The 18,596-nt window shown below is 69.7% G+C and carries 15 protein-coding genes; all 15 read left to right on the top strand.

Annotated features, from left to right (window positions below; genetic code table 11):
• Positions 1 to 5 precede the first annotated feature (5 nt).
• Positions 6 to 458 carry an arsenate reductase/protein-tyrosine-phosphatase family protein gene (locus MYA_RS24660; RefSeq protein ID WP_014725568.1) on the top strand — a complete coding sequence of 151 codons (453 nt, stop codon included), beginning with the start codon at positions 6 to 8 and terminating at the stop codon, positions 456 to 458.
• Positions 458 to 850, top strand: coding sequence for a hypothetical protein (locus MYA_RS24665; protein ID WP_014725569.1), 393 nt, complete (start codon positions 458 to 460; stop codon positions 848 to 850). Before MYA_RS24660 ends, MYA_RS24665 begins: the two co-directional genes overlap by 1 nt.
• Positions 851 to 968: 118 nt before the next feature.
• Positions 969 to 2,171, top strand: a complete 1,203-nt coding sequence (locus MYA_RS24670; RefSeq protein WP_014725570.1) for a polysaccharide biosynthesis/export family protein — start codon at positions 969 to 971, stop codon at positions 2,169 to 2,171.
• Positions 2,172 to 2,236: 65 nt separating this feature from the next.
• Entirely contained in the window at positions 2,237 to 4,468 is a 2,232-nt protein-coding gene (locus MYA_RS24675) for a polysaccharide biosynthesis tyrosine autokinase (RefSeq protein ID WP_014725571.1), read from the top strand.
• The gene (locus tag MYA_RS24680; RefSeq protein WP_014725572.1) at positions 4,452 to 5,999 is read left to right on the top strand and encodes an oligosaccharide flippase family protein; all 1,548 of its coding nucleotides are present in this window, start codon (positions 4,452 to 4,454) and stop codon (positions 5,997 to 5,999) included. The genes MYA_RS24675 and MYA_RS24680 overlap by 17 nt, the downstream gene beginning before the upstream one ends.
• A complete protein-coding gene (locus tag MYA_RS24685; RefSeq protein ID WP_014725573.1) occupies positions 5,996 to 7,207 on the top strand; it encodes a hypothetical protein in 1,212 nt (403 codons plus the stop codon). Before MYA_RS24680 ends, MYA_RS24685 begins: the two co-directional genes overlap by 4 nt.
• Entirely contained in the window at positions 7,204 to 8,040 is an 837-nt protein-coding gene (locus MYA_RS24690) for a glycosyltransferase family 2 protein (RefSeq protein WP_014725574.1), read from the top strand. Before MYA_RS24685 ends, MYA_RS24690 begins: the two co-directional genes overlap by 4 nt.
• A gap of 3 nt (positions 8,041 to 8,043) precedes the next feature.
• Positions 8,044 to 9,147 carry a glycosyltransferase family 4 protein gene (locus MYA_RS24695; RefSeq protein WP_014725575.1) on the top strand — a complete coding sequence of 368 codons (1,104 nt, stop codon included), beginning with the start codon at positions 8,044 to 8,046 and terminating at the stop codon, positions 9,145 to 9,147.
• A 67-nt stretch (positions 9,148 to 9,214) separates the two neighbouring features.
• Positions 9,215 to 10,045, top strand: a complete 831-nt coding sequence (locus MYA_RS24700; protein WP_014725576.1) for a glycosyltransferase family 2 protein — start codon at positions 9,215 to 9,217, stop codon at positions 10,043 to 10,045.
• Positions 10,042 to 12,342 carry a DUF4838 domain-containing protein gene (locus tag MYA_RS24705; protein ID WP_014725577.1) on the top strand — a complete coding sequence of 767 codons (2,301 nt, stop codon included), beginning with the start codon at positions 10,042 to 10,044 and terminating at the stop codon, positions 12,340 to 12,342. The genes MYA_RS24700 and MYA_RS24705 overlap by 4 nt, the downstream gene beginning before the upstream one ends.
• Complete coding sequence (locus tag MYA_RS24710) at positions 12,339 to 14,981, top strand: polysaccharide pyruvyl transferase family protein (protein ID WP_014725578.1); 2,643 nt, start codon at positions 12,339 to 12,341, stop codon at positions 14,979 to 14,981. Before MYA_RS24705 ends, MYA_RS24710 begins: the two co-directional genes overlap by 4 nt.
• Before the next feature lies 1 nt (position 14,982).
• A complete protein-coding gene (locus MYA_RS24715) occupies positions 14,983 to 15,309 on the top strand; it encodes an H-NS histone family protein (RefSeq protein WP_014725579.1) in 327 nt (108 codons plus the stop codon).
• A 99-nt stretch (positions 15,310 to 15,408) separates the two neighbouring features.
• Entirely contained in the window at positions 15,409 to 16,251 is an 843-nt protein-coding gene (locus tag MYA_RS24720; protein WP_224056556.1) for an IclR family transcriptional regulator, read from the top strand.
• 350 nt (positions 16,252 to 16,601) lie between these two features.
• Complete coding sequence (locus tag MYA_RS28965) at positions 16,602 to 17,594, top strand: fimbrial protein (protein ID WP_014725582.1); 993 nt, start codon at positions 16,602 to 16,604, stop codon at positions 17,592 to 17,594.
• Positions 17,595 to 17,918: 324 nt separating this feature from the next.
• Entirely contained in the window at positions 17,919 to 18,488 is a 570-nt protein-coding gene (locus MYA_RS24730) for a fimbrial protein (RefSeq protein ID WP_014725583.1), read from the top strand.
• The last annotated feature ends 108 nt before the right edge of the window (positions 18,489 to 18,596 follow it).

The following is an 18,596-nucleotide window of genomic DNA, read 5'->3' on the forward strand; positions in this document are numbered from 1 at the left end:
CGCCCATGATCGAACGCATTCTGATCGTTTGCGACGGCAACGCATGCCGCAGCCCGATGGCGAGCGCGATGCTTGCGCGGGCGCTGCCGTTCATCCAGGTGCGCAGCGCGGGACTGATCGCGCTGGCCGGGCGGCCCGCCGCGCAGGCCGCGATCGACGCGATGCGCGCGCGCGGCTTCGACCTCACGCCGCATATCGCGCAGCCCGTGCATCTGGGCCACGTGCGCGCCTCGCAGCTGATTCTCGCGATGACGCTCGTCCAGTGCCGCGAAATCGAACGCCGCTATCCGTTTGCGCGCGGCCGCGTGTTCCAGCTCGACCACGCGACCAAGCGCGATATCGAGGATCCGGTCGGCAAGTCGGCAGACGTGTTCGATGCCGTGGCCGCCCATATCGAGCGCGCGGTCGCGCAGTGGATCGTGCGCATTCCGGCCGCCGCCGCACATGGAGGCGCGTGATGCGACGGCGCGTGCTGCGATTCGCGATGCTTGCGTGCGCGATCGGCGCAGCGGCGCCGCACGGCGGTGCGTGTGCGGCCGCTGCGCTGACGGTGTCGGCGCGTGGGCTCGCCGGCCTCGCGAACGTCGCGCCGTCGCGCGCGGATGGCCCGCGTGGCGCGCGTGCAAAGCCGGCGGCCGCGTCCGGCGTTGCCGTGCCGGCAGCCGGCGATTACGCGCTGCTGCCGATCGAGCGGCGCATGCGTGCGCTCTCGCTCGACGCGCCCGACCTGCCGGGCGTGCCGCGCGCCGGCCACGCGCGCCGCGTCGCGGTTCCGACTCGCGGCGCGCAGGACGGTGCGCGCGACGACTGGCCCGGCCTCGCGCCACCGTGGGCTCGCTCGCCATGGTGACCGACCGCAACGCATGCGAGCGGCGCGCACGGACGCTCGCCGTCGCGCAACGAAACGAGAGCCGCCGTGCGCCTGCTGCCGCGACGGACGCAACGACAGCCCGACATACGAGGCCGCAATGAATCGAGCATCAGACGTTGTATCGACCGCAGGCCACTGGGGCCGCTGGGGCCGACCGGGCCGCTGGGGCCGCGCGCTGGCGCCGCTCGCACTGTCCGTTGTCGTGGCCGGCTGCGCGGTCGCACCGGGCATGCGGATGAACGACGCGCCGGCCCTTCAGCTGAGCAGTGCGCGCAACGGCGAGCCGGCGCGGGCGCTCGACGTGCCGATCCGCGAGATCGACGTCGACCTGCTGCAGCGGATGCGCGACGGCGACGGCGGCGACGCCGGCGACCGGTCGGCGAACGTCGATGCGCTGCTGGCCGAGCGTGGGAAGGGCGGTTACCGCATCGGCGCGGGCGACGTGCTGCAGATCACGGTGTGGGACCACCCGGAGCTGTCCGCGGCGGCGCCGACCAATCAGACGTCGTCGACGCAACGGCCGAGCGACCCGGTCGGCGGCTTCGTCGTCGACGAGAACGGCAGCGTGCAGTTTCCGTATGTCGGCACGCTCGCGGTCGCGGGCAGGACGACGACCGAGGTGCGCGATGCGTTCCGCGTCGCGCTCGCGAAAACGTTCCGCGATCCGCAGGTCACCGTGCGCGTCACGTCGTACCGCAGCCAGCAGGTCTATGTCGAAGGCGAGGTGCGCAATCCCGGCAACCAGCCGATCAACGACGTGCCGATGACGCTCATCGAGGCGCTCGATCGTGCGGGCGGCCTGCAGCCCACCGCCGACCGCAGCCGGATCGAGCTGCTGCGCGGCGACGCGCGCTACGTGCTCGACCTGTCGCGGCTCGTCGCGCGGCGGATCGACCCGGCGCGCATCCTGCTGCGCAATCGCGACGTGCTGCGCGTGCAGTCGCGCGAGGACAGCGGCGCATACGTGATGGGCGAGGTCACGAAGCCGACGCTCGCGCTACCGCTGCGCGACGGGTCGCTCACGCTCGGCGACGCGTTGCAGCAGGCCGGCAGCTTCAACAGCGGCACCGCCGACACCGCGCAGGTGTACGTGATCCGCGCGCGCGGCTCGCGTACGCCGGACGTGTTCCATCTCGACGCGAAGTCGCCGGTCGCGATGGTCCTCGCGAACGACTTCAGGCTCGCGCCGAAGGACGTCGTCTATGTCGACGGCAACGGCCTCGTGCGCTTCAGCCGCGTGCTGTCGCTGCTGCTGCCCGCGATCAATGCCGGCATGACCGGCGCGCTCGTCGCGAAATGATCGCCCGCCGCGTCGCAGCGACCGCGCCGTAATCCCGCCGTAACCCGATAGACACTGGATTCGCCATGAACGACCTCTCCGAAACACGGCTCTACGACGCGGCGTTGTACGACGATGCGCCGCTCTCGTCCTACGTGGACATCGTGCTGGCGCGCTGGCGCCTCGTGCTCGGCATCGCGGCCGGTGTGTTCCTGCTGGGCCTGCTGTACGCGGTGTTCGCGACGCCGGTGTATCGGGTCGACGCGACGATCCAGGTCAACGAATCGACCGCCGCCGGCAACTCGCCGCTGCACGACATCGCGGCGCTGCTCGACAACGGCAGCACCACCGCAGCCGAACTCGAGCTCGTGCGCGCGCGCATGGTGATCGACGCGGTCGTCACCAAGCAGCATCTGAACCTCGTCGCCGCGCCGCGCTATGTGCCGCTGATCGGCCGCTGGGTCGCGCGCCGCTATCGCGGCGAAGGCATCGCGCCGCCGCTGTGGGGCCTGTCGCGCTTCGCGTGGGGCGGCGAGCGGTTCGACGTCGCGACGTTCGAGACGGCCGGCGCGACGAGCCACGACGGCGTCGATGCGCTGGACGGGCTGTGGTTCACCGTGACCGCGCTGGACGGCGGCCGCTACATGCTGCGGGACGACGACGACGCCATCGTGCTGAGCGGCGCGGTCGGCGCACCGGCGCATGGCGAGTACCAGGGCAAGCCGCTGACGCTGCTGGTCGCGGCGCTCGACGCGCGCCCCGGCACGACGTTCCGGCTCAAGCACATCCCGCAGATCGAGGCCGTCGCGCAACTGCAGGACGATCTGAGCGTCGAGGAAAAGGCGAAGCAGTCGGGGATCCTGTCGGTCACGCTCGAGGGCGACGACAAGGTGCGCATCAGGGAGATCCTGAAGGCGGTGGTGGACGGCTACGTCGCGCAGAACCGCGACTACCGGAGCAAGGAGGCGGCCGCCACGCTCGAGTCGCTGAAGATCAGCATGCCGGCGGTCGAGCAGACGCTGAAGGACGCCGAGGAGCGCTACGCGAAGTTCCGCGCGCGCACGCGCACGGTCGATCTCGACGAGCAGGGCAAGCTGCTGCTCGGCCAGGAAGTCGACATCGACACGCGCATGCTCGAACTCAAGCAAAAGCGCGTCGACCTGATCGCGCGCTTCGCCGACGGTCATCCGGCCGTGCAGGCGCTCGATGCGAACCTCGCCGAACTGGCGGGCAAGGCGGCGGAACTGCGCGCACGCGAAGCGCGGCTGCCCGATACGGAGCGCGAGGGCCTCGCGGTGTTGCGCGACGTGCGCGTGAACACCGAGCTGTACACCAACCTGCTGAACACCGCGCAGCAGCTGAACATCGCGAAGCAGAGCGAGATCGGCAACGTCCGCGCGGTCGACCAGCCGGTGCTGCCGGTGAAGCCGGTCAAGCCGAAGCGCCTGCTCGTGATCGCGCTGTCGCTGTGCGTCGGCATCGCGCTCGGCGTGGCCGCGCCGTTCGCGCAGCGCGCCGTGTGGGGCCGCGTCGAACACTCGGAGCATCTGGAGCAGGCGCTCGGCGTGCCGGTCTATGCGGTGGTGCCGCACAGCCGCGAGCAGCGGCGCCTCGTGCGCAGCCAGCAGCGCGCGGCGCAGGGCCCGCACGTGCTCGCCTCCGAGATCCCGGAGGACGTCACCGTCGACGCGATCCGCAGCCTGCGCACGACGCTGCAGTTCACGCTGTCCGAGACGGGCCACCACGTGATCATGGTCACGAGCCCGCAGCCGAACGCCGGCAAGTCGTTCCTGTGCGCGAACCTCGCGTCGCTGTTCGCGTCGGGCGGCAAGCGCGTGCTGCTGATCGACGCGGACATCCGTCGCGGCCAGGCGCATCGGCACTTCGGCCTGCCGGCCGCGCCGGGGCTGCCCGACGTGATCGCGAGCGGCGCGCTCGAGCGCGGCGTGCAGCGCACGTCGATCGCCGGCGTCGACGTGCTGCCGCGCGGCGCGGTCGCGCGCACGTCCGAGCTGTTCAACGACGGCCGCTTCAAGACCGTGCTCGACGCCGCGTCGCGGCGCTACGACATCGTCATCGTCGACACCGCGCCGATCCTCGCGCTGCACGACGCGGCGACCATCGGCCGCCACGGCGCGACGACGCTGCTGTGCGTGCGGCACGGCCGCAGTTCGATGCCGGAGATCCGCGAGGCGGAGCGACGCCTGCGCAACGCGGGCATCGCGATCAGCGGCGTGGTGCTGAACGACGTGCCGCGCCGGCAGGCCGTCTACGGCACGTACGGCGAACGGAATTACGCATATGAAACCGAGCACTGAGCCGGCGCTGCGCGAGTTCGCGCCGCACGCCGCGCCCGCGCACGCTCATGCGCAGGCGCACGCGTCGCCCGGCGGCGAGCGGCTCGGCGCGCGCACCGTGCGCGGCCTCGCGTGGGCGCTGGTGCAGGCCTGGGGCGGCAAGCTCGTCACGCTCGTCACGTATCTGCTGGTCGCGCGCTGGCTCGGTCCGGCCGACGTCGGCCTTGCCGCGGCGGTCACGTTGTCGCTGTCGCTGGTGCTGATGATCGCCGAAGGCGGCCTCGGCGATGCGGTGGTCCAGCGCGCCGCGCTCGCCGACGACGATCTCGAATGGCCGTTCGCGTTCTCGATCGGCATGGCCGTCGTGCTCGCGGCCGTGCTGTTCGCGCTCGCCGCGCGCGTCGAAGCATGGCTCGGCGTGCCGGGGCTCGCGCCGTATCTGCGGGTGGCCGCCGCGTTCGTGCCGATCGGCTCGGCCGGCTCGTTTCAGGAGGCGCTGTACAAGCGGCGGCTCGATTTCCGGACGCTTGCGATGCGCCAGCTCGTGTCGGTGAGCGTCGCGGGCGCGGTGGCCGTTGCGCTCGCGGTGGCCGGCGCCGGCGCGTGGAGCCTGATCGCGCAGGCGGCGACCTTCATGACGGTGTCCGCGGCGTGGCTGTGGCGCCGGCCGGTGTGGCGTCCGCGCGGCCGCCGCAACGTGTCGACGTTCGCGCCGCTCGCGCGCTTCGGCGCGCATGTCGTCGCCGCGCGGCTGATCGACTGGTGGGCGACGCGCACCGTCGACCTGATCGTCGTCGCGCTGTACGGCGCGGCCGGCCTCGGCATCTATGCGATCGGCGCGCGGCTCTATCAGACGGCGCTCGAGCTGCTGTGCCGCGCGGCGACCGACGTCGCGCTCGCCGTGCTGTCGCGCGTCGCGCACGACGCCGAGCGGATGGCGGCCACCTACGTCGACGTCACCGGCCTCGCGGCGATGACGGCGGCGCCGCTGTTCGTGCTGATGGCCGTGTTGAGCCACGACATCACGATCGTGCTGTTCGGTGCGCGCTGGGCCGCCAGCGCCGCGGTCATGACGCCGCTGATGGCGCTCGGGGCCGTGCAGACGGTTCAGTTCGTCAACGGCGCGTTCCTCGCGGCGCGCGGCCGCCCGCACGTGACGATGTGGCTGACGCTCGTCAAGCTCGCGCTGGTGCTGGCGACGATGGTGGCCGTGCCGTCGCATCGCGTCGCGCAGCTCGCATGGCTGTACGTCGGCGCGGTGCTGTGCATCACGCCGCTCAGTTTCGGCGCGGTCGTCGTCGAGCTGGCCGTGGACCGCACGCGGCTGCTGGGCCGGCTCGTGCCGCCGTATCTGATCGCCCTCGGCTGCGCGGCGATCGTGCGACAGGCGGGCGTGCATCTCGGCGGCGTGCCGGTCCTGGTCCGATTGCCGCTGCTGATCGTCTGCTTCGCGAGCGCGTACGTCGGCGCGACGTGGATGCTGCGCCGCGACGCCGCGCGCCGCACCGTGTCGATGCTGATCGCGCTGCGCGCGGCGAGGAGCGCGACATGAGCGCCGCCGTTCGTCCGCTGTCGCATTCCGCCGCGCCGACGCCCGCGCGGCGCGCGCGCCTCGACGTCGCCGATGCGGTCCTGCTGGCGCTGCTGCTGCTGAATTCGATCCAGTTCCTGAAGATCGGCGGCGCGCAGCTCGGACAGCTGTTCGCGGTGCTGGTGCTGCCGGTGCTGCTGGTGCGTCGGCGCATCCACGTCGGCGCATGGGAAGTGTGGGCGTTCGCGCTGTTCGCGGGCGCCGCGCTGTCGACCACCTTCCTGTCCGGCTATCCGCGCTTCAAGGCCGCCGAGCAGATCGTGAAATTCATCTTCGTGATGCCGGCGTTCTATCTGATCGGCCGCTACTACGGTGCGCGTGCGTGCCGGCGGCCGCTGCCGTTCGGCTATGTCGCGATCGCGGCATTCGTCGCGATCCAGTACGCGCTGCAGTACTTCGACGTGCCCGTGCTGTACGAGAAGGTCGATTTCATGCAGAACGCCGTTCACGGGTCGTTCAAGGAGCGCAACTGGTTCGCGGCGTTCTTCTTCCTGAGCGCGTACGCGTGCTTCCTGCAGTCGCCGCGCCGCGTGTCCGACGTCGCGAAGTTCGTCGCGCTCGCGCTGGTCGTGACGCTGCTGAGCGAATCGAAGACGGTGCTGATCGCGTGCGCGCTCGTGATCCTGCTGCAGGTGCGCGGCCATCTGTTCGCGAAGGTGCTGACGATGGCCGCCGGCGCGGCGTTCTATCTGTACATGTTCACGCGCGAGCTGACCGGCGACCAGCTGCAGGTGCGGCTGCAGCAGGAGCGCGGCCTTGCGTTCGTCGAGTCGGTCAAGCTCGTCGGCCGCGACTGGATCGGCCACGGCTTCGGCTTCGTCGAGCATTACTTCTCGCATTCGGCGGTCGCCGTGCGCGGGCTCGGCGAGGGCACGAGCGCCGTGTTTTGCGCGCCGCTGGACCTGCTGCTGGTCGCCGGTCCGATCGGGCTGCTCGCGTGGGCCGTGTTCTTCGGCGGCCTCGGCCAGGGGCGGCGCGCGATGCTGCTGCTCGCGCCGATCGCCGCCTGGTCGCTGATCAATCCGATGCACCAGAGCGAAACGTCGTACCTGTTCCTCGGCTATCTCGCGTCGTTCGCCCGCGCGCCGCGCGCGGTCCGCCGGACGGTGCGCGCCGCACCGCGCGTCGCGCGGCCCCGATCCCCGTTCCCTACCGTGCCCATCCGATGAAATTCTCCCTGATCATGGCGACGCTCGGCCGCAGCGACGAGATCGAACGCATGCTCGATTCGCTGCTGCAGCAGACCTACGCCGACCTCGAAGTCATCATCGTCGACCAGAACCCGGACGCGCGCGTCGCGCGCATCGTCGAGCGGTATCGCGAGCGGCTGTGCATCGTCCATCTGCGTTCGGAGAAGGGCAAGTCGCGGGCGACCAACGTCGGGCTGCAGGCAGTGACGGGCGACGTGGTCGCGTTCCCCGACGACGACTGCTGGTATCGGCCCGGCACGCTCCACGCGGTCGCCGCGCTGCTGTCCGCCGACCGCATGCTCGACGGCGTGACCGGCATGAGCATCGATGCCGCGGGGCGGCCGTCGCAGGGACGGTGGGCCACCGCGGCGCAGCCCGTGAACCGCTTCAACGTGTGGGTCTGCGCGACGTCGTACACGATCTTCCTGCGCCGCTCGGCGGTGAGCGCGGCGGGGCAGTTCGACGTCGAGCTGGGCGTCGGTGCGACGAGCCGCTGGGGCGCGGGCGAGGAAGTGGATTTTCTCGTCCGTGCGTTGCGCGCCGGGTGCCGGATCGGCTACGACCCGCAGTTGCGCGTTCATCATCCCGAGCCGCTCGCCGTGCTCGACGAGCACGCGTATGCGCGCGGCCGACGCTACAACCGCGGCTTCGGCCACGTGCTGCGCATCAATCGCTATCCGCTCGCTTACGTGCTGTACATGATCGCGCGGCCTGTCGCCGGTTGCGCGCTGGCGTTCGCGCGCCGCAATCCGCAGCGCGCGAAGTACTACTGGATCGCGGCGTCGCATCGGCTGCTCGGCTGGATGGATTGAGCGATGAGCACGCCCTTCTCCATTGCGACGACGGCGGCGGACGATGCGGTGGCCGCGTGCGCGGATCGTGGCGATCACGCCGATCACACCGACCGCGCACCCGTCACCGTCTATACGGATACGCGCTGGCCGGCCGCCACCGGCATCCACAACGTGATGGCCGCTTACGCGGCGCGCGCGCCGTCCAACATCCGCATCGTCCCGTTGCCGGTCGGCGGCGGCGTCGCGCATCCGCTGTCGCCGCTCGCGCTGAGCCGCGCGCTGCGCAAGCTGCCGGCGCGCAACGCGGTGTTCTGGAATCCCGGCTTCGTACCGGCCGCGTGGCCGGGCCTGCCGTCGGTCGTCGTCGTGCACGACCTCACGCATCGCCACTTCTATACGCGTGCGCATCGCCTGTACTACGACACCGTGCTGCGTCCGCTGTACCGCCGCTGCTCGGCCATCGTCTGCGTGTCGGCGTTCACGCGCGACGAATTCCTCGCGTGGTCGGGCATGCCGCCCGAGCGCGTGCACGTGATCCACAACGGGACCGACGACGCGTACACGCACAACCGCGACACGCTCGGCCATCCGTTTCCGTACGTGCTGTATCCGGGCAACCGGCGCAACTACAAGAACCTGCACCGGCTGATCGAGGCGTTCGGCGCGAGCGGGCTGGTCGCGCTCGGCGTGCGGCTGATGCTGACCGGCGCACCCGATCCGGCGCTGCTCGAGCACGCGGCGCGGCATCGCTGCGCCGACGCCGTCACGTTCGCTGGCGTCGTGCCGAACGACGCGATGCCGAAGCTGTATCGCGGCGCGTTGTTCGTCGCGTTCGTGTCGCGGTACGAGGGCTTCGGGCTGCCGATCCTCGAGGCGATGGCGTCGGACGTACCGGTACTGACGTCGCGCGTGTCGGCGATGCCCGAGGTGGCCGGCAGCGCGGCGATGCTCGTCGATCCGGCGTCGGTCGCCGACATCGCGGCCGCGATGCGGCGGCTCGGCACCGACGCCGGCTGCCGCGAGGCGCTCGTCGCACGCGGCCGCGAGCAGCTGCGCCGCTTCAGCTGGGACGACTCGGCTTGCCGCTTCTGGAAACTCATCGAGCAGGTCGGCGCGTCGGGATGACGCGCACGGCAACGCACAGAGCCGGACCCACCGGCCAGCACATTCAACCACCGCGCGGGGTATCACGATGGAAACCGAAGGAAGAATCAGCGTCATCGTCGTCAACTACGGCACGCCCGGCCTGACGCTGCGATGCGTGGCGTCATTGATCGCGTTGCGCGTCGCGCATGCCGGCGACATCGTCGTCGTCGAGAACGCGTCGCCGGACGACTCGTACGCGCGCTTGCGCGGCGAACTGCCGGGCGGCGTCCGGCTGCTGCGCGCGGCGTGCAATCGCGGCTTCGGCTCCGGCGTGAACTTCGGGATGGCCGCGTGCCGGCGCGACTACGTGCTGGTCGTGAACCCCGACACGCGCTTCGACGAGAACGGGCTCGCGAAAGTGCTCGACCTGTTCGACGCGTGCCCGCAGGCCGGCCTCGTCGGGCTCGACCTGCAGTATCCCGACGGCCGCCGCCAGTATTCGGCGCGCCGCTTCTACAGCTGGCTCGACATCCTCGCGCGGCGCACCGCGCTGGGCCGCTCCGACCGCTTTCGCGCGCGCGTCGACCGGCATCTGATGATCGACGCGTGGGCGTGCGGCAATCCGTTCGATGCCGAGTGGGTGATGGGAACGGGCTTCGTGGTGCGCCGCGAACTGTTCGAATCGCTCGGGGGGATGGACGAAGCGTATTTCCTCTACATGGAAGACGTCGACCTCTGCGCGCGAACCTGGCTCGCCGGCTATCGCGTGCTCGGGATGCCGGGCGTCACGCTCGTGCACGAGCATCAACGGCAGTCGGCCGCGAGCCCCGTATCGCGCGCGGGACGGCATCATCTGCGCAGCCTGTGGCGGTTCTATCGCAAGTTCCACGTGCCGCTCGCGTTGCCGCCCGGCGTGTCGCGGATCGCGCGGCAATGACGCGCCTGCCATCCGCCGCGATCGCGGCGTGCATCGCGCTGGCCGCGCTATGCGGCGGCGCCCGCGCGCAGCGCGCGCCCGCGTCGCACGTCCGGCTCGCGCAGCACGGCGTCGCGCGCTACGTCGTGCGCGCCGGCGCGGCGGATGCCGTCACGCGTCATGCGGCGGACGAGATCGCCGATTACCTGTCGCGCATCAGCGGCGCGTCGTTCGCCGTGTCGAACGATGCGCCGGGCCGCACGCCGGCCATCGTCGTCGGCGGCGAGCATGCGGCGCGCCGCTGCAGCGACGCGGCGCTCGGCAGCGACGGCTTCGTGATCTGCCGCAGCGGCAGCGATCTCGTGATCGCCGGCGACACCGTGCGCGGCACGCTGTTCGGCGCGTACTGGTGGCTCGACCGCCGGCTCGGCGTGAAATGGCTCGCGCCCGATGCGACCGAAGTGCCGCGGCAGCCCGAGCTGCAGGTCGACACGACGCCCGTGCTGCAGATCCCGCGCTTCGCGTATCGCGAGGTGCTGAGCGCCGAGGGCGAGGACAAGGCGTTCCGTGCGCACAACCTGCTGAACGGCGAATCTCACGGCCCGTCGTATCGCCCGTCGCCGCCCGGTATCGACATCTGGGATCACAGCTGGCTCGCGCGCGACGGTGACGCCGATTTCTGGACGCTGGTGCCGCGCGACCGTCATGCGTCGACGCACCCGTCGTGGTATGCCGGCGGGCAACTCGCGATGATGTCGGACGAGGTCCGCGCGACGATGGCCGCGGAGATCGTCAAGCGCCTGAAGCGTCGCGCCGACCCGACGCGCATCTGGTTCGGCATCCGCGCGATGGACTGGGGCTGGGACCCCGACGACGCGAGCCGTGCGTTTGCGCATGCGCATGGCGATGCGCCGTCGGCGGCGTTCGTCGACCTCGTGCGCGACGTGTCGGAGCGCGTGCGCGCCGAGGTGCCCGGCGCGCGCTTCGCGATGCCGGCCTATCACTGGGGCTTCGCGCCGCCCGACGGCATGCTCGTCCCGGACCACGTGCGCGTGTACCCGATGACGATCCAGGTCGACTACAGCGCCGCACTGAACGACGCGCGCAACGCACGGCTGCGCGACGGCCTCGTGCGATGGAACGAGACCGCGCAGCACGTGACCGTGTGGGACCACGTCGTGAACTTCGGCGGCTATCTGCAGCCGACGCCGAATCTCTATCCGATCGGCCGCAGCATCGCGTGGCTCGCGACGTTGCCGCACGTCGACGGCTACTTCGCGGAGGGCGACTGGCAGTCGCGTGGCGGCGAGTTCGCGAGCCTGCGCGTGTGGCTGATCGCGCGGCTGCTGTGGACGCCGCCGGCCGATCCGCGCGCGCTCGTGCGCGAATACTGCGACGCGTATTACGGCGCGGCCGGCCCCGCCATCGTGCGCTACATCGACCGCATGCACGCCGCGCTGCGCGCGAGCGGCGACGTGCTCGCCGAGCAGACGCCGCTCGGCATGTCGATGTACACGTACGAGTTCGTGCGCGAGTCGGAACGGGATTTCGACGCGGCCGCCCGCGCGGTCGACGGCGATGCGCTGCACGGCGCGCGCGTGCGGGCCGCGCGCATGCCCGTCGATTTCGTGATCCTCGCGCTGCGCGATCGTTATGCGGCGCGCGCGGCGCAGGACGGCTGGGATCTCGCACTCGGCGCGCGGCGCGCGCGCCTCGACGCGGCGATTCAGGCGGCCGGCCTGCGCCAGTACCGGCAAAGCGGCGATCTCGCCGCACTCGATGCATTGCTCGACATCGACCGGCATCCGGTCGTCGCGCCGTCGATCGCGGCCGGCGTCGCCGCCGCCGACTGGCGGGCGATCGACGTGTCGCGCGTGAATCTGTACGACAGCGCGAGGATGGTCGCCGACGCCGCCGCGCCCGAAGGCGCGGCGATTGCGATTCGCGGCGATTCGGGCGTCTGGGCGATCCAGCTGAAGCTCGACAAGCTGCCGCCCGACGGGCGCTGGGATCTCTATGCGTCGGTGCGGCTGCCGGAACGCGGGGCGTCGGCGGCTGCCGTGCGCGTCGGTGCGTATCCGCCGATGACGCTGCACACCGACACGCCGGCCGGCATGCTCGACGACGCGCAGTTCCGCTGGCTGCCCGTTCCCGGCGGCCCATTCGTTCACGACGTCGATCACGAACGCGGCATCTACGTTCATGGCGTCGGCTTCGCGCACGGGCAGTCCGTGCGGGTCGGCGCGTTCGTCGCCATTCGTCATCGTGCGCCCGACGGCGCGCAGCCGCCGGCGCCACCCAAAGGAAGTGCTTCATGAAAGTCGCGATCGTTTCACCCGTTCCGCTGTTTCCGGTCAACGCCGGCAACCGCAGCCGCATCCTCAATCTGGCGCGCGCGGTGCGGTCGCTCGGCTGCGACGTGCACTTCGTCTATCTGGAGTCGAGGCAGACCGGCGGCATGGACCTCGACGCGCATCGCGACGAATTCGGCGCCGACCACGTGCAGGTACTGCATCGCACGGGCGTCGCGCTCGCGTGCTATCGGCTCAAGCGCGTCGCATGGCTCGTGCGCCGGCTGGCGGCGAAGGCGGTCGGCAGCCGTCACGCGTACTACACGGGCCTCGACGAACTGTTCAGCGACAGCTTCTCGTCGCAGCTGCGCGCGTTGCAGCGCCGTCATGCATTCGACGCCGTGTTCGTCGAATACGTGTTTTATTCGCGCGCGCTCGACGCGTTCCCCGACACGGTCGTGAAAGTCCTCGACACGCACGACATCTTCGCGGACCGGCACGTGCCGTTCATCGGTCGCGCGGGCGCGAAGCGCTACATGTTTTCGATTCCGCCGGAGCGCGAATGCGAAGGCTTGCGTCGCGCGCACGTCGCGCTGGCGATCCAGGCCGACGAAGGCGACGCGCTGGCCGCGCGCCTGGGCAGCGATGGCGCGCCGTCGGTCGCGGTACTGAGCCACTTGCTGGCGTTCCCGCGGCAGGTGGACTGCGCGCCGCATGCCGACGCGACCTTCGTCGGCAGCGACAACCAGCCGAACCGCGACGCCATGCATTATTTCGTCGACGAGATCCTGCCGCACGTCGTCGCGCGGCTGCCGGCGTTTCGCGTGCATCTGGCCGGCACGATCGCCGCGGCCGTGCCCGACGGCGCGCACGTCGTCAAGCGCGGCCCGGTCGCCGAGCTCGGCGATGCGTTCGCGTGCGCGCCGATCTCGATCAATCCGATGCTGCTCGGCACCGGCATCAACATCAAGCTGCTCGAAAGCATGGCGCTCGGCGTGCCGACCGTCAGCACGCAAACGGGCGCGCGCGGCCTCGGCGAACACGCGGCGGGCGGCGTCACGATCGTGCCCGATGCGGACCCGCGCGGTTTCGCCGATGCGCTCGTCCGTCTCGCGACGGATCGCGCTCATCGCGTCGCACAGGGCGCGGCGGCGCGCGATGCCGCGCGCGCATGGCACGACGCGCAGTTGCGCGTGCTGCGCGAAACGCTCGCACATCGCGCGTGCGCGCGTGCGCTGGCACCTTCCACCATCCAGAGGAAACCGGACATGTCGAAACTGGCGGATCTGAAGCAGCGGCTGCGCGTGTGGCTGTACGTGAAGCGATTGACCGCGCAATGGCGCCGCGAGGCCGCACGCTGCGTCGCGCGCAACGACGCAGCGGCCGGTGCGCATCTGCTGATATTGCCGTGCGATCCGTGGACGCTGGTCGGCTCGAAAGGCGACGAGGCGATGCTGAGCGCGGTGGTCGAACGGTTGCGGGCGGCCAACCGCGCGTTGCAGGTCTCGGTCGTCACGGCCACGCCGCAGGCCGCGCAGGCCGCGACGCGGATGGGCTTTCATGCGGTCGACGCGTGGCGCGAGCCGTGGCGGCTCACCGACACGGTCGAACGGCTCGCGGCGCTGCGCCCGAGCGCGCTGGTCGTCATCGGCGCCGACGTGATGGACGGCTACTACTCGCCGATGACGTCGCTGCGTCTGCTCGCGACGGCCGATCTGCTGGTTCGGCGCGGCGTGCGCGGCACGATTCTCGGCTTCAGCTTCAACGCCCGGCCGTACCGGCCGTTGCGGCACGCGTTCGACCGCCTCGACGCGCGGCTGCTGGTCAACGTTCGCGACGACGTGTCGCTCGATCGATTCAGGCGTTTCAGCTCGGCGCCCGCGACGCTCGTCGCGGATTCGGCGTTCATGCTGGCGCCGGATCACGCTTCGGACAGCGTGCGGGACACCGCCGCATGGATCGACGCACGGCGCGCGGCCGGCGATGTCGTGATCGCGTTCAATCTGCATCCGATGCTGATTCGCGGAGCCAGCGACGCCGACATCGCCGCGCTGGTCGCGGCGGCGCAGCACGCGCTTCGCGCGATCGCGGCGCAACGTGGCCTCGGCATCGTGCTGCTGTCGCACGACTATCGCGGCCGCGACGGCGACGACACGTGCCTCGAGCCGCTGCATCGCGCGTTGGCCGCGGCGTTGGGCGAGCGGCTCTGCTATCCGCGCGCGCGCATGTCGGCGGCCGAGCTGAAGGCGATCGCGGGGCAGGTCGACGGCGTGGTGACGGGCCGCATGCATCTGGCGATCGCGAGCCTCGGGATGGGCGTGCCGGTCGCGGCGCTCACCTATCAGGACAAGTTCCAGGGGCTGTTCCGCCATTTCGGCTTGTCCGACGCCTTCCTGCTGAAGCCCGCCGATGCGATGCGCGCGACGCGTCTCGCGGCCGTGCTGGAGCGGTTCGTGTCGGCGCTGCCGCAACTGCGCGAGCAGGTGCGTGCCGCGCTGCCGCGCGTGAAGGACGCGTCGCTGCGCAATCTGCGCGGCGTGATCGACGAGATCGACGCGATCGAGCCGTCGTGCGCGGCGGCCTTGCCCGTTGGTCTCCATTCCAAGCCGCGCACGAGCACCGGCGCGCTCTCCCCTCAACCTGTCGAGTTTTCCCGGAACGCGTGACATGACCCATCCGACCATACGCGAGCTGCAGCGGCAGCTCGGCCGATTGAACCTGATCGTCGAAGAGGCGCGGCAGAAGGAGAAGCAGGCGCGGCTGAACGAAATTGCGGCGCACGTGCGCGAGTTCGGCATCACCGAAATCGAACTGCTGCGTGCGGCCGGTTTCGTCAAGGCGAGGAAGCAGAAGGCGCCGGCGAAATACTACGATCCCGACACCGGCCGCGCGTGGTCGGGCAAGGGCGCGCGCCCCGGCTGGCTGGCCGGCAAGAATCTCGACGACTACCTGATCAGGACGACCCCGCAGCCGTGGTGGCCGGAAACGCCTTGATCGCGTTCCCGCTGCCGATGTCCGGGTATCGCGCGGCCGAGCGCCGTGCGAATCGAACGACCACCTTGAAGGGTAATGGCTGACATGCGCAATCCAGAGATGGACCCGAACGATTCGGGCAATCCGGTGCGCCGGAAGAAAGTGAACTATCGCGCGCCGGCGCTCGAGAAGGGGCTCGATATCCTCGAATTGCTGATCGATCGGCAGTACGGCATGGCGCAGGCGGACATCTGCCGAGCGCTCAAGCGCAGCCGCAGCGAGCTGTACCGGATGATGCAGGTGCTCGAGGAGCGCGGCTACATCTACCGGATCGATCGCCACGATCGCTATGCGCTGACGATGAAGCTGTATTTTCTCGGCCAGCATCACGCGCCGACGCGCTCGCTCGGCGCGCTCGTCACGCCGGCAATGCAGGAGTTCACGCTGCAGACCGTGCAGTCGTGCTACCTGACCGTGTTCGACGGCGACACGATGATCGTCATTGCCGCCGCCGACGCCGAGACGGAGTGGAACATCGCGGTTCGCGTCGGCACGCGCGTGCCGTTGCAAGGCAGCGCAGCGGGCGAGATGTACGTGGCGCTGCAGGGCGACGACGCGCGGTCCCGCTTGCTGCGCGCCGGCGCGCGGGCCGTCGGCTTGCCGGGCGCGTCGGGCCACGATGAGGCGGCGGCATCGCGTTGGGCGGACGGATGTATCCGCCGCCCGAACGCGCGCATTGCGGGCGTCACGGATATCGCGACGCCGATCGTCGACAAGACCGGTGCGGCCATCGCGATCCTCGCATGTCCGTACTTGACGCATCCTGACGATGCCGGCGCCATGCCGGTCGAGCAGGTGGGCGTCGCACTGTACGAAACGGCGCGGCGGATTGCCGCGACGGTCGACCAGCGGTTCATGCAATCGGCGGTCGAGACGCCCGCGCGGCGCGCGACCTGCGCATGATGCCGGCGTGATACGCAGTGTGCCGGCGGTCGAGCGGGATCGCCGGCTTCCCGTCGTTGCCGACACGATCGTCGGCAAGCGGCCGCTCGCCACGACGGCCCGCATAAATCAGAGTTCTACGATATCTACACGCGTTCGCCGTCGATAGCATGCGGGTGTGGTGCTTCATTGATTCGACGGAAGCCGGGCGATGCGGAGATTGACGTTTCGCATAGCCGGTTCACGCGAGCGGAAGCATATCCCGTCAACATTTTTCCGTGCGGCGGCGTCGTTCCGTGAGGGGACCACTTCATCTGTCGAAGCTGGACGGATGAGGCGGCGCGCCGGTGCGCAAATTCGAGCGCCAAGAAATGAACATGTATCGCCTGTTTGCAGGGTGCCTGATCGCGGTGTCGTTCGCGGCGCCGGGCGACGCGAGCGCGGAATGCTGGTTCATCAACGGCAAGAGCGAACTGATCGCCAATTTTCCGTTGAAGGACGAGTATTACGTGGCGCCGGGCACCCCCGTCGGCACCGTGCTCGACGACGTGAGCATTTCGCCCGATACCGTTGCGTACGCGCGGTGCAGGTTGCCGGAGTCGCCGATCCGGAACGTTTATGGCGGGGTGCCGGTCGGCAACACCGGTGCATTCACAACCGGCGTGCCGGGCATCGGGTTGATCTTTTACGAGACCGATCCGCCCGACAGCTTCGGCCACCGCTTCGTGCACTACTGGGGCGACGGCATCGGCCCCTGGCGTCCGGGAGACTGGGGATGGTGGGGCTGGGTGTCGAGCACACCGCGGCTGGGCTCGAGGCTCGGCGTGATGCTCGTCGTGACGGGGCCGGTGGGTGTCGGCAGCGTCGCGGGCGGCTCCGTGTATGCGCGGATGACGATCTCCGGTCTTCCCGTTGGGACATTGAGGACCGGCGGTTTCAGGATTACGACGCCGGCCTGTTCCGTGCCGAACGTCAGCGTCGTTATGGGCGAAGTGTCGGCGAGCCGCTTCAGAGGCGTGGGCACGACTGCCGGCGACACGCCGTTCGACCTGCGTTTGAACGCATGTCCGGCCGGCCGCACGGCAATCTATTACCGGCTCGATCCGACCACGAGCGTCGTGCCCGGCACGGGAGAGTCGGTTGCCGCGTTGACCGGGAGCCGGCCAGCGACGGGCATCGGGCTGCAACTGCTCGACGCACTCGGCAAGCCGCTTGTGTACGGATCGACGATGCAAGTGGCCGGGTATGCCGGCAGCGCGGGCGATTACAGCGTGCCGCTTCGCGCTCGCTACTACCAGACCGACGCTTCGGTAACTGCCGGTAACGCTAACGCGGCAGTTACCGTCACGATCAGCTATGACTAGCGGTCCGCTGTTTTCAAATCGGATGCCGGTTCAAATCAAGGTAATGGCGCGGTTCTGATTCGAATTCAATTGGCGCTTTGGAGCGAAATACGGGGGAAATGCCCTCGACATTTTCGACGTGGGTCGCGGTGCACACGATGTTCGCCGCGGTGCCGAGTCGTGAGCGAATGGAATGGATTCGAACCAATTTTTGGAAAGACGAGTTTTCGGACAAATCAATTGCGCGTTCATGGAGGGTTCTGCGCTGGAGTGGTGAATAGCGGTATCTCGTATAAATATTGGTAATACGTCAAATCAGCATTCTCAACAACGGAGTAAAAGCAAATGAAAAATATCGCATTCGCGATGTCGCTGTTCGGCCTGGCATGCGCGGCGGCAAATACCGCTCATGCGGCCGACGGCACCGTCAATTTCACGGGCTCGATCGTCGCGTCGACGTGCCAGATCGAACCGGGGACGAACAATCAGGTCGTCAACCTGCCGAGGGTGTCCACCAGCCAGCTTGGGTCCGTGGGCGCCACCGTCGGCCGTACACCGTTCGTATTCCTGGTGTCGGGATGCGAGATGAACGCGGAAGGCGGTGACACCTCCGCACCGGCGAAGAAGGTATCGGTCGCGTTCGAGCCCGGCCCCAACGTCGACCTGTCAACCGGCCGTCTGAACCTGACCGGCGCCGATGCGGCCGGCGGCGTGCAAATCCAGATCCTCAACGACAAGTATGAGCCGATCCTTGTCGGCGCCCCGGCCTCGGAGCAGCGTACGCAAACCGTCAATGTCAATACGGACTCGGGTAGGGCAGCGCTCGTGTTCTCTGCGCAGTACATCGCGACGAGCGCTACTGTAACCGGCGGTTCCGCAAACTCGTACGTCACGTATTCGCTCGTCTATCCCTGATCGCACGATGAGCTGACCCCCGGCGCCGGCGGTCGCAAGGCGTACCGGCGCCGGGGTGTCATTCGGTGCGGTGGAGGTGGTCTTGTCTATTCGCACTGCAGAGGAACT

The organism is Burkholderia sp. KJ006, assembly GCF_000262695.1.
Taxonomy (GTDB): Bacteria; Pseudomonadota; Gammaproteobacteria; order Burkholderiales; family Burkholderiaceae; genus Burkholderia; species Burkholderia vietnamiensis.

Bases quoted from the DNA above. Each gene is read 5' to 3' on its own strand.
- MYA_RS24730 (WP_014725583.1), top strand. From the start codon at position 17,919: ATGAAAAATATCGCATTCGCGATGTCGCTGTTCGGCCTGGCATGCGCG.
- MYA_RS24715 (WP_014725579.1), top strand. From the start codon at position 14,983: ATGACCCATCCGACCATACGCGAGCTGCAGCGGCAGCTCGGCCGATTG.
- MYA_RS24680 (WP_014725572.1), top strand. From the start codon at position 4,452: ATGAAACCGAGCACTGAGCCGGCGCTGCGCGAGTTCGCGCCGCACGCC.
- MYA_RS24700 (WP_014725576.1), top strand. From the start codon at position 9,215: ATGGAAACCGAAGGAAGAATCAGCGTCATCGTCGTCAACTACGGCACG.
- MYA_RS24660 (WP_014725568.1), top strand. From the start codon at position 6: ATGATCGAACGCATTCTGATCGTTTGCGACGGCAACGCATGCCGCAGC.
- MYA_RS24695 (WP_014725575.1), top strand. From the start codon at position 8,044: ATGAGCACGCCCTTCTCCATTGCGACGACGGCGGCGGACGATGCGGTG.
- MYA_RS24675 (WP_014725571.1), top strand. From the start codon at position 2,237: ATGAACGACCTCTCCGAAACACGGCTCTACGACGCGGCGTTGTACGAC.
- MYA_RS24690 (WP_014725574.1), top strand. From the start codon at position 7,204: ATGAAATTCTCCCTGATCATGGCGACGCTCGGCCGCAGCGACGAGATC.
- MYA_RS24720 (WP_224056556.1), top strand. From the start codon at position 15,409: ATGGACCCGAACGATTCGGGCAATCCGGTGCGCCGGAAGAAAGTGAAC.
- MYA_RS24710 (WP_014725578.1), top strand. From the start codon at position 12,339: ATGAAAGTCGCGATCGTTTCACCCGTTCCGCTGTTTCCGGTCAACGCC.
- MYA_RS24670 (WP_014725570.1), top strand. From the start codon at position 969: ATGAATCGAGCATCAGACGTTGTATCGACCGCAGGCCACTGGGGCCGC.
- MYA_RS24705 (WP_014725577.1), top strand. From the start codon at position 10,042: ATGACGCGCCTGCCATCCGCCGCGATCGCGGCGTGCATCGCGCTGGCC.
- MYA_RS24685 (WP_014725573.1), top strand. From the start codon at position 5,996: ATGAGCGCCGCCGTTCGTCCGCTGTCGCATTCCGCCGCGCCGACGCCC.
- MYA_RS24665 (WP_014725569.1), top strand. From the start codon at position 458: ATGCGACGGCGCGTGCTGCGATTCGCGATGCTTGCGTGCGCGATCGGC.
- MYA_RS28965 (WP_014725582.1), top strand. From the start codon at position 16,602: ATGAACATGTATCGCCTGTTTGCAGGGTGCCTGATCGCGGTGTCGTTC.